Here is an 11997-nt window from a genome sequence, read left to right as displayed (position 1 = left end):
GGGAAGTAGAGGAGATGGTTCTTTTACTAAAATTTTGAGCCATTGCGACTTTGCGTGAAACCCATACGGAGATCTTTTAACCGCAGAGTGCCCAAAGTTTTTCGCAGAGTCCGCGGAGGCAGGGAAGCTATTTTTTTGATAATGTTGAAATGTCGAATGATGAACGCCGAATTTCGAATGATGAAGTGGTGGTTCATTGTTCACTGCCAACTGTTCACTCTTCCTTTTACCATTCTCCTTTAACCTTTAGCCTTTCTCCTAAATCACTTAATTAACCCACCACCAATCAGCCACTTTCTGTATATTTGTAATTGAAACCCAAATAGTAATTCTTATGAAAAAATCAATGCTGATGGCTATGGCTGCAGGGACGATGTTGTTTGCCTGTGGACAGAGCGAAGAAAAATCTGACATGAATAATCCATTCTTTGAGGCTTATAATACGCCGTTTGAAGTTCCCCCTTTTGATAAAATTCAAAACGTACATTTTGCACCTGCTTTAAGAGAGGGAATTAAAGAACATCAAGCAGAAATTGATGCTATCGTGGCAAATACCGAAGAGCCAACATTTGCAAATACTATCGAAGCATTGGAGAATGCGGGGTCATTATTAGCGAAGGTGAATATTGTTTTTAGCAACCTAAATTCTGCTAATACCAACGATGAACTTCAATCTATTGCGCGTGAAATGGCACCGGAGCTTTCGAAGCACTCTGATAACATTACCTTGAATGAGCAATTATTCGAGCGTATAAAATCCGTATATGAGAATCAGGCTGCTTTTGGTCTGAATGCTGAGCAAGCACAATTGTTGGATAAGACTTATAAACGCTTTGTAAGAAATGGAGCTAATCTTAATGAAGCTGATAAAGAGAAACTCCGTGAAATCAATAGTCAATTATCCGTATTGAGTCTACAGTTTGGCCAAAATGTATTGGCTGAAACCAATGCGTTTAAACTGGTGGTGGATAATGAGGCTGATCTAGCAGGTCTTCCTCAGGAATTAAGGGAGGCTGCAGCGGCGGAAGCTAAAGCTGCTGGTGAAGATGGTAAGTGGGTTTTTACGCTTCAAAACCCAAGTATCATGCCTTTCTTACAGTATGCTGAAAATAGAGAATTGAGAAAGCAAATCTGGGATGCCTACCAAAAAAGAGGTGGACAAGGCAATCAACATGATAATCAACAAGCCTTGATAGAAATGGCTAATTTGAGAAGAGTCAAGGCTAATTTACTCGGATATGCAACTCATGCCGATTATGTATTGGAGGAAACGATGGCTAAAAATGCAGAAAATGTATATGCCTTGTTAAATCAGTTATGGACTCCTGCCTTGGCAAAAGCGAAAGAAGAGCGTGCTGAAATGCAAGCCATTGCAACGGCTGAAGGTGCTGATTATCAAATTGAAGCTTGGGATTGGAGATTCTACGAGGAGAAGCTTAGAAAACAAAAATTTGATTTAGATGAGCAAGAAGTAAAGCCTTACTTCTCTTTGGATAAAGTTCAGGAAGGTGTATTTATGGTTACCAATCGCCTGTTTGGTCTTACTTTCAATGAAATCTCCAACATTCCAACCTATCATCCAGAAGCTAAGGCATACGAGGTGAAAGAAGCTGATGGCACCCATGTTGGTGTCTTGTATATGGACTTTCATCCTAGAGCTTCTAAAAGAGGTGGGGCTTGGATGACCTCCTACCGACCGCAGCAAATGGAAAATGGAGAAAGAAAAGCGCCGGTAATTTCTATTGTATGTAACTTCTCCAAGCCAACAGCGAATGCTCCTGCTTTATTGACGTTTGATGAAGTGACTACCTTCTTCCACGAATTTGGACATGCTTTGCATGGACTTTTATCGAATGTACAGTATAGAAGTTTGGCTGGTACATCGGTTCCAAGAGATTTTGTAGAGCTGCCATCTCAAATTATGGAAAACTGGGCTACAGAGCCCTCTGTAATGAAGGAATATGCGAAGCATTACCAAACCGGTGAAGTTATCCCTGATGAAATTATCGCCAAATTGAATAATAGCGGGACATTCGGTCAAGGTTTTGCAACTACGGAGTATTTGGCATCGTCTTTCTTAGATTTGGATTATCATACCCAAACAGCTGATATCACCATGAATGCCAATGATTTTGAAGTGGCAAGTATGAAGAAGATTGGCTTGATTGGTGAAATCATTCCTCGTCATAAGAGTACCTACTTCCAGCATATCTTTTCCGGAGGTTATTCAAGCGGTTACTATAGCTATATTTGGTCAGGTGTATTGGATACGGATGCATTCCAAGCCTTTAAGGAAACGGAGCTGTTTAATCAGGAAAAAGCACAAGCCTTCAGAACAGAGATTTTGGAAAGAGGTGGAACAGATGAACCGATGACCATGTATGTCAATTTCCGAGGGGAGGAACCAAAAATTGATGCCTTGCTTCGCAAAAGAGGATTAGACAAAGTAAAGGTTGATCGTACGAAGTAATTACTCTATAGTGTATCATAAGCTAAAATAAAATCAGGAGGGTAGGTCTTATGACCTGCCCTTTTTTGTTAATAATTATACAAATACCAGTAAACTTGTTTGATTGAATTAAATATTTGATAAAATTGCTCTATAATAGATGTCTGCTGTTGATTATGATGATTCGAACTTCCAAATTCCCTTTATTATTATTTGCCATGCTGAGTAGTTTTTTCTTTTCTTGTGGATCTTCTCAAGAATCTAAATTCCTAATTTGGTCGGATGAATTTTCAAAAAACGGCTTGCCCAATCCAGATAAGTGGAGCTATGATGTTGGTGATCATGGTTGGGGAAATAACGAATTGCAATACTATACAGAGAATGATAAGCGGAATGCCCGAGTAGAAAATGGGGTTTTGATAATTGAGGTGCATAGGGATAGTACATTTGAAAAAGGGTATACCTCTGCCCGTCTTCTGACCAAGGGAAAAGCTGCTTGGAAATATGGTTATATTGAAGTGAGGGCAAGGATTCCTCAAGGATTAGGTACCTGGCCGGCTATATGGATGCTTCCGGAGGAAAAAAATTATGGGGACTGGCCAAAAAGCGGAGAGATTGATATTATGGAGCATGTGGGGTATGATCAAGGGGTCATCCATGGAACTGTTCATACGGAATCATTTAATCATATGAAGGGTACTCAAAGTGGGAAGCAAATGCATGTTCCAACCTGTTCAGAGGAGTTTCATTTATATGCTATTGACTGGACAGAAGATAAAATTGATTTCTTTATTGACGGAGAAAAATACCATAGTTTTATCAACACAAAGAACAATGATCCTGCGGAATGGCCATTTGATCAAAGTTTTCATTTGATTTTTAATATTGCTGTCGGTGGAAATTGGGGAGGCTCTAAAGGGGTTGATCCTACTATTTGGCCGCAAAGGATGGAAATTGACTACGTTCGGGTGTACAGTCAAAAGCCGTAGTGCAAAAAAAGCTTCCATGAAAAACAAGAGAACGTCTCTTTAGTCCGTAACTATTGATAGTATTTTTTGTTTGCGAGTGTTTAGCCAATTTTTATTCTGAAATCATGAAATAATTTTATGGATTCCATAAAATTATTTCATTTATAATTAATCTAAATAAACGTTTTTTATATGAAATCTTCTGCTACTTTTGCGCTCTATTTAAACTAAATCCAAATAAAGCTAAGCGATTTATGAGATCAATCTGGTGTTTTGCACTAATGTTTTTCATTCAAGTGAGTGTGTTTGCTCAAAGAGGGGCAATCAAAGGAACGGTAAAAGATGAAAAGAATGAACCTGTGGTTGGGGCGGCAATTGTATTGGAAGGAACTGTTCGTGGTGTACAAACAGATGCGGATGGGAATTTCCAGATGCGAGATATTCCTAGAGGGAATTACACGTTAAAAGCCAGTATGCTTGGTTACAAGGATGCTAAAGTTTCTTTTGTCGTGGATGGGTCAGAGCCTCAGTCTTTCGAGTTGATGTTGGAGGAAGATTTATTGACACTAGATGCTTTCGAATTTTCAGTTAGCCGTGGAATCATGGGACAGGAGCGCCTCCCTGAGGTAGATAAGTTTCGGATCAATGCCGGTAAAAAAACAGAAGTAATTCGTGTTACTGAGATCAATGCAAACTTGGCGATGAATAACAGCCGTCAGATTTTTGCCCGTACTCCGGGGATTTCAATCTGGGAAAATGATGGCTCTGGTATTCAATTGGGAGTGGCTTCCAGAGGTTTGAATCCCAATAGATCATGGGAGTTTAACGTGCGGATGAATGGGTATGATATCACCCCTGATCCTATGGGCTATCCGGAAGCGTATTTTACACCTCCTATGGAAGTGGTGGAGCAAATTGAAATCATCAGAGGAGCTTCCTCCTTACAATATGGGTCACAGTTTGGTGGCTTGATGAATTTTGTGATGAGAAAGCCGGATAAGTCGACTCGATTTACATTTGAAACACTCAATACAGTTGGTAATGATGGGATGTTCAGTACGTTCAATTACTTGGGAGGCACGGAAGGGAAGTGGAGTTACACAGCATATTATCAGAAAAGAAGAGGTAATGGTTGGAGAGAGAATGGCTTTTTTGATACAGACCATGCGCACGTAGAAGTGAATTATGCCGCTAGCAATCGACTGCTTTTAGGGGTAGAAATGACTTACATGAATACTGAAAGCCAGCAGCCAGGTGGATTGACGGATGAGCAGTTTGCTCAAGATGCCCGTCAAAGTACGAGAGCCCGAAACTGGTTTAGTACGCCTTGGTTTATTCCTGCTGTAACAGCCGAGTATTTGCTAAGCGATCAGACCAAATTCAGCTGGAAGGCTTTTGGGACCTTTGCCGAGCGAAATTCTATCGGATTTATGAGGCCTATCTTTGAAGAAGACCCAATGGGTAATCGTCAGATTGACCGTGACTTTTACACAACCTATGGTTCAGAGTTGAGGATGACCCATGATTATGGTTTGTTTGGTAAGTCGCATACGCTAGCAGCGGGCTTACGTTATTTCAATGGCTTTATAGATCGAAGACAATTTGGAGAAGGGGATAATGGGACCCGAATGAACTTTGATTTAATAGACGGAGGGATTTACAGAAGAGAGTTGGAATTTACCAATATTAATCATGCTGCATTTGTTGAAAATGTATTCCGATTCAGTGACCGATTCTTGGCTACAGCCGGTGTGCGTTTTGAGCGCATATTTTCCAACATGGAAGGATTGTTTAATGTAGTGGATGACTCGGAAGTTTTCTTACTGCCACAGCAAACCACACGTAACTTCTTGCTTTTTGGTGTAGGTGCAGAATATAAGGTTACCAGATCTACTGAGTTTTACACTAATTTCTCTGAGGCATACAGGCCGGTATTGATCTCTGATTTGACTCCTCCCGCTACTACAGATATTATTGATCCAAACTTACAGGATTCGAGAGGTTTTAACTTTGATTTTGGCTACCGTGGGGCTATTCAAAACTGGATGAAGTTTGATGTGGGCTATTTCTATTTGAATTATGCGGATAGAATCGGTACCATCGCCCAGTTGGGACCTGATGGAAGAATCAATCAGTTCCGGACGAATTTGGGTACTTCAGTGAGTCAGGGCTTTGAAGGATATGTGGAGTTTGATCCAGTGACGGCTTTGGCAAAAACTTCAAGATTTGGCTATGTACATATGTTTGCATCGCTTGCTTTTGTGGATGCTAGATACAGAGATTTTCCAGTAACTACCGTTAGTAATGGAGAGATTGTGCAAGGAAATCTGAACGGCAATCGTGTAGAGAATGCTCCTAGAAGAATCAATCGTTATGGAGTGACTTACCGATACAATAAGTATTCCGTTACCTGGCAGTTGAGCGATATAGGGGATGCATTTGCAGATGCGTCTAACACCGTAACACCAAATGCAGCTGCTACTGTAGGTTTGATTCCAGCATATAGGGTACAGGATATTTCAGGTTCTGCGAATATTGGTAGAAACTTCATCCTAAGGGCAGGAATCAATAATTTATTAAATGAAATGTACTTTACTCGAAGAGCGGGTGGATATCCGGGACCGGGAATTATGCCGGCAGATGGTAGAACATTCTTCATTACTGCAGGCTTAAAGCTTTAAAAAAGTAGGATTTCGAAGCCATTAATTGTTAGCTATACATTTGTAATTCAGGAGTCTTCCAAGAGCGAGACTCCTTTTTTTTGTTATAGAATACATATATGATTTTTTAACATTCATAAGCTTTTCTCTATCACTGATTGATTCTTTCAATTTTCAGGGGGTGCCATCAGCATGTATTTTTGTCGTATTGAATTATCTAATATATAACTATACTTCTATGAAAAAATCCATTTTAATTTTTGGGTTACTGTTCCTTTTCGTTTTTGGAGCAGAAGCGCAAAAGAACCCAACGAGTGTTGATGGCTGGTCGGGAGCGACCAAGAGAAGCCATAGCACTGCACGTGCTGCACAAAATAGCGACTGGTGGCCAAGTCAGTTGAATCTAGGTATTTTGAGACAAAATTCTTCTTTGTCCAATCCAATGGGTGAAAACTTTGATTATATCCAAGAATTCAATTCTTTGGATTATGAAGCATTGAAGAAAGATTTGACAGATTTAATGACTGATTCTCAGGATTGGTGGCCAGCAGATTACGGACATTATGGAGGTTTATTCATCCGTATGGCTTGGCACAGTGCTGGTACTTACAGAACTGGTGATGGTAGAGGTGGTTCTAGAGCTGGACAACAGCGTTTTGCTCCATTGAATAGCTGGCCAGATAACGCTAATTTGGATAAAGCAAGAAGATTGCTTTGGCCAATTAAACAAAAATATGGCAATAAAATCTCTTGGGCTGATTTGATGATTTTGGCCGGTAATGTGGCATTGGAGTCTATGGGTTTTGAGACCTATGGTTTTGCTGGCGGTAGAGAAGATGTGTGGGAGCCTGAATTGGATGTGTATTGGGGTTCAGAAACCAAATGGTTGGAAGATAATACCCGTTACTCCGAAGGTAGAAAGTTAGAAAATCCTTTGGCAGCTGTACAGATGGGATTAATCTATGTGAATCCTGAAGGGCCTAATGGTAATCCTGACCCAGTATTGGCTGCTCATGATATCCGTGAGACTTTTGGCAGAATGGGTATGAATGATGAGGAAACGGTTGCTTTGATTGCTGGTGGACATACTTTGGGTAAAACGCACGGTGCGGCATCAGCTGAATATGTTGGTGTAGAACCTGAAGCAGCAGGTATTGAAGAGCAAGGTTTTGGTTGGAAAAGCTCTTACAAATCAGGAAAAGGTGCAGATGCGATTACTTCTGGATTGGAAGTAATTTGGACCTTGACACCTACGAAGTGGTCGATTGGATACTTTAAGAGTTTGTTTGAACATGAGTGGGAATTGACAAAGAGTCCAGCAGGGGCTTATCAGTGGGTGGCGACTAATGCTGAGGTATTATATCCAGATGCATTTGATGCTGAAAAAGGCCATACACCTACTATGTTGACCACAGATTTATCCATGAGATTTGATCCGGTATATGAGAAAATCTCCAGAAGATTTTATGAAAACCCAGAGGAATTTGATGAGGCATTTGCGAAAGCTTGGTTTAAGTTGACGCACAGAGATATGGGGCCAAAGACTACTTATCTTGGCCCTGAAGCTCCAAAAACTGATTTAATCTGGCAAGATCCAATTCCTGCAGTCAACCATCCGTTGGTAAATACGCAGGACATTGCTGCACTGAAGACGCAGTTGTTAAACTCTGGTTTGTCCATCTCTGATATGGTGTCTACGGCCTGGGCTTCAGCTTCTACTTATAGAGGTTCTGATAGAAGAGGAGGTGCCAACGGTGCCCGTATCCGTCTAGCTCCTCAGAAAGATTGGGAAGTAAATAATCCCGCTGAATTACAAAGAGTGTTGGCAGTCTATGAAAGAATTCAGGCTGATTTCAATGCTAAAAACGGAGCTAAGAAAATTTCTATGGCTGATTTGATCGTATTGGCAGGTTCTGCTGCTGTGGAAAAAGCTGCTGCAAATGCAGGTCATTCCATTACGGTACCTTTTGTACCTGGCCGTATGGACGCTACTCAAGAGCAAACGGATATTGAGTCTATGAATTTGCTTGAGCCAATTGCTGATGGTTTTAGAAATTACCTGAAAACTCAGTATACCATTTCAACCGAAGAATTGTTGGTAGATAAAGCACAATTGTTGACATTGACTGCTCCTGAAATGACAGTATTGGTAGGGGGTATGAGAGCACTTGGTGCTAACTATGATGGCTCTAAGCATGGAGTTTTCTCTGATGCGCAAGGACAATTGAACAATGCTTTCTTTGTAAACCTTCTAGATATGAGCACAGAGTGGAAAGCTATCGATGATACCAAGGAGAAATTTGAAGGATTGGATAGAAAAACAGGAACTTCTAAGTTTACTGCTACCCGTGCGGATTTGATCTTCGGTTCTCATTCTGAGTTAAGAGCACTTGCTGAGGTATACGCGCAGCAGGATAATCAGGAAAAATTTGTAAAAGATTTTGTGAGTGCATGGACAAAAGTGATGCAGTTAGATAGATTTGAGTTGGTTTATCAAGCTAATAATTGATAAGAAATTTAATTTCCATAGTGGGAGACCGGGATTATTCGTAATCTCGGTCTTTTTTTTAATTGATTAAAATTCTGTTTTGTATAGGAAATGTCGTATTTAATTCTAAATTCAATGCTGTTTAATTAAAAAATACCCAAATTTGGGTATTTTTTTTGGTAAATAATTTGTTTAGGTTTGAAACATAAACATATGGTTTTTCACATTCTAATTTTCACACCATGTACACTATCAAAAGTTTTTGCCTGTACTGCGGAAAGCTGGTTCGTGGTCGGTCTGATAAGAAGTTTTGTGACGATTATTGTAGAAACAGTCACAATAATCACAGGCGCTCGGTGGATAGCGGGGAGGTTCGTAACGTCCTTAGCATCTTGAAAACGAATCAAAGGATTTTAGCTACTGTTCTCAGAGATGGTCAAGAGTATGTTAAAGTTCCTTTTTTGAAATTGTGTGAAATGGGCTACAATTTTAAGTATCATACCCACACTGATCTCGGTTTTCATGACTTGAGCTTTCAGTTTTGTTTTGAGAAAGGTATCTTCCGCCTCGATCAGGATTGGGTAATTGTAGTCAGGGATCTGGGGGAGTCCTATTTGAAGGAGTTTAGCAATAAGCTTGTTCGAGATTATCCCTCGTCAAACAACCAAAATTACGCGTAATTTGTCCCTAAGTAAAATTCCTGTCTTGAATTTAGCCCATAATTCAAGGCAGGAATTTTATTTTTTTGTAGCTTTCCCTATGGGGAAAAATGTTGCTACCTACGAACAAATTGCTTTAGCTGAAATGACTGCCTGGCTTATGGAAGTCAACCAACGTCCTAGTATAGTGGGTATAGTCACTTCGGGTGCTCAACAAGCAATTAACACAATTATACCCGAGAAGATACATCAGACCATTACTTATGCTATGGAAAAGATGGTCAAGGCTGTATTATTAGGCAATCAATATATCACAGGTAGTCCACTTGTGCTAGGTTCTTTAGAGGAGCGTGAATGCAAAGTAAAGGAAACTATTACTATTTATCAGCGGACGGCTAGTGTGGAAGGCGCTGTTACTGGAGCTGGAGGTATTTTGTTGGGATTGGCTGATTTACCTGCATTTTTGATGATCAAGATGAAAATGCTTTTTGAAATTGCCCGTTTGTATGGGTATGATACCAAAAATCTGCACGAGCGTATTTTTTTGCTTTATGTCTTTAAGCTGACATTTTCATCTCAAGAAAACAGAAACGAAACCATCAAGTTGCTTGAAAACTGGAATGACTATGTAAGAAAGTATCCAGATCATGTTGAAGCGTTTGATTGGAGGGCTTTTCAGTTGGCCTACAGAGATTATTTAGACTTAGTTAAGCTTCTGCAATTGATACCTGTGATAGGTGCGGGAGTGGGTGCAGTCGCCAATTACAAGCTCAGTGCTAAGCTTGGGAATTTTGCAATGCAGGCATTTCGGATGCGTTATTTTGATGTGTAAGGTCTGTAGCTATTGGTAAGCTGATGATAAATGTGGTCCCTGCATCGGCAGAGCTTTCGACTTTTAAAATGCCAGCATTAATTTGAATAAATTGCTTTACTAGGAATAGTCCCAATCCAGAACCCCCTTCATTTGCAGTACCATTGGTACTTTGACTCAGTTGGATGTTGGACTCTAATAATTTTCGGTTTTTCTCAGAAAGAGGCTCCCCGAAGTTTTGTATATGTATGGTTGTAAAATTGTTTCCGCAAGTGTATCGAATGCTGATTTCTTCGTTAAAAGGAGAAAATTTTATAGCATTGTGAAATACATTTTGAAGAATGATGTGTAAGTGGTTTTTATCTACTCTGCACTCGGGGACATTCTCTAATATATGTTGAATAGTGATTTTCTTTAATTGAATCTGATGATCAAACCGTTGGATAATTGCTGACATTTCTTTTCTGATATCTACGGATGAAGGAGAAGTCCGTAAACCTTCTAATTGAGATCTTGACCAATCTAGGAGATTGTTGAGCATGCGTTCTGTTTGAATGACCTGTTGATACATCAATTCTTTTGCTCTTTCCTTATCTTGCTCGGAGAAAACATTTTGTTTCTCTAGCTCCATAAACTGTTTGATGGAGTTGAGTGGAGCTCTTAGGTCATGAGAGAGTACGGAGAAGAGTTTGTTTTTTGCTTGATTGATATCGTTGAGGGAAGAGTTTTGTAATTCAATTTGTTGTTTTTGGTTTTCTAATATTTGGTTGGCATAGGCTAGGTCTTGGTTTAACCTACTTTTTTGTTTGTTATTACGGATAATCAGCCATGTGCCGATTCCTAACAAAGTACTAAATATGATTAAAATCCCAGTAATTAAACTATACAGATTGTTTTGTTTCTGAATAGCTGCCTTTTCCTGATTAAGCTTCAGATTCTCGGAGTTAGCCAATTGAAGTTTTAAAAAGTTAATTTCTGTAGCTTTTTCTCGACTATACAAGCTATCTCCTATTTGCTTATTGATTTTGGCATAAGCTAAGGCTTGAGGGAACTGTTCCAGCTTTTCGTATACTTGGGTCAATACAGCACTTGCTCTTTGCTTATCCCAAAATGCGCCTACTAGTTTTGCGTTTGTGTAACCTTGTTCTCCAAAAGTCAGTGCTTCTGGCCAGTTTTCATTTTTGATCAAGACCTCCGCCATACCTGTATTTGCAAAAGACAGCTCCCAGTAATTGGATTCCGATGCTTGCTGAAGGACTTGTTGGTAGAGTTTGGAAGCATTTTCTAAATCGTCCAATTGGTAAAATACATTAGCCAATCTGTTGGTAGCCATCATGCCATGGGCCTTGTCGCTGGTTAGAATTGACATGTTTATTGCCTTTTCTAACTGCTCAATGGCTTCCGGGAATCTTTGGAGTTCTGATAATCCTAAGCCTAAGTTGAAATGAGTGCGAATCATGCTTAGAGAATCCTCCACTTCATAAGAAAGCAGCAGGCAATTTTCCCAGTAATTGACAGCTGCTTGGTAATTGTGTTGCGCTAATTCGATCAGACCAAGCCCATTGATAGCCCTAATCAAATCTGTTTTTTGATCTTTGGTGTTTTCGAGAAATGCATAGGCTTTATTATAATCTGCCATGGAAGCTTCATAGCGTCCTGCTACATAGTTATTACCAGCTCGGTGGATAAGTATTTTAGCTTCATATTCGGGGAAAAGACCCTTTTCCTTCGCTAGCTTTTCAGCTTCATCGATAAAAAAGTGAGCGGAGTCAACTGAACTGTACCGTATACCTATTGCTTTTTCGATCAACTGATCAATCCTATCTTTTTGTGCATAGGTATTTAGAGAAATCAAGAAATAGGCAAAGGTAACTAGGAATACTCTCACGGCTAATTTAATACTGTATCATGACTTACGACTTCTAAATTGGGACAATTTATTGGAATTAGAAAGTGCTTACA

General features: G+C 39.8%; 6 protein-coding genes. 5 read left to right on the top strand and 1 reads right to left on the bottom strand.

From position 1 onward, the window contains the following. Positions 1-334 precede the first annotated feature (334 nt). The 5 genes from ACXIUD_RS02240 to ACXIUD_RS02220 all read left to right on the top strand — a co-directional run bounded on the left by ACXIUD_RS02240 (position 335) and on the right by ACXIUD_RS02220 (position 10056). Entirely contained in the window at positions 335-2470 is a 2136-nt protein-coding gene (locus ACXIUD_RS02240) for a M3 family metallopeptidase (protein ID WP_458050983.1), read from the top strand. A gap of 158 nt (positions 2471-2628) precedes the next feature. Continuing rightward, positions 2629-3438 (top strand): glycoside hydrolase family 16 protein, encoded by an 810-nt coding sequence (locus ACXIUD_RS02235; RefSeq protein WP_458050984.1) that lies wholly within the window; start codon positions 2629-2631, stop codon positions 3436-3438. A gap of 233 nt (positions 3439-3671) precedes the next feature. Next, on the top strand, positions 3672-6098 hold the full coding sequence (locus tag ACXIUD_RS02230) for a TonB-dependent receptor domain-containing protein (protein ID WP_458050982.1): 2427 nt from the start codon (positions 3672-3674) through the stop codon (positions 6096-6098). A 217-nt stretch (positions 6099-6315) separates the two neighbouring features. After that, positions 6316-8586 (top strand): catalase/peroxidase HPI, encoded by a 2271-nt coding sequence (gene katG / locus ACXIUD_RS02225; protein ID WP_458050981.1) that lies wholly within the window; start codon positions 6316-6318, stop codon positions 8584-8586. A gap of 660 nt (positions 8587-9246) precedes the next feature. Next, on the top strand, positions 9247-10056 hold the full coding sequence (locus ACXIUD_RS02220) for an EcsC family protein (RefSeq protein ID WP_458050980.1): 810 nt from the start codon (positions 9247-9249) through the stop codon (positions 10054-10056). Here the strand turns inward: ACXIUD_RS02220 and ACXIUD_RS02215 are convergent. Next, positions 10001-11923 (bottom strand): tetratricopeptide repeat-containing sensor histidine kinase, encoded by a 1923-nt coding sequence (locus ACXIUD_RS02215; protein ID WP_458050979.1) that lies wholly within the window; start codon positions 11921-11923, stop codon positions 10001-10003. The genes ACXIUD_RS02220 and ACXIUD_RS02215 overlap by 56 nt on opposite strands. Positions 11924-11997 lie beyond the last annotated feature (74 nt).

It is taken from the genome of Mongoliitalea sp. (assembly GCF_054166905.1).
This window is presented reverse-complemented; position numbering and strand designations above follow the sequence as displayed.

Excerpts from the sequence above, each read along its gene's own strand:
- ACXIUD_RS02230 (WP_458050982.1), top strand. The coding sequence starts at position 3,672 with ATGAGATCAATCTGGTGTTTTGCACTAATGTTTTTCATTCAAGTGAGT.
- ACXIUD_RS02240 (WP_458050983.1), top strand. The coding sequence starts at position 335 with ATGAAAAAATCAATGCTGATGGCTATGGCTGCAGGGACGATGTTGTTT.
- ACXIUD_RS02235 (WP_458050984.1), top strand. The coding sequence starts at position 2,629 with ATGATTCGAACTTCCAAATTCCCTTTATTATTATTTGCCATGCTGAGT.
- katG (WP_458050981.1), top strand. The coding sequence starts at position 6,316 with ATGAAAAAATCCATTTTAATTTTTGGGTTACTGTTCCTTTTCGTTTTT.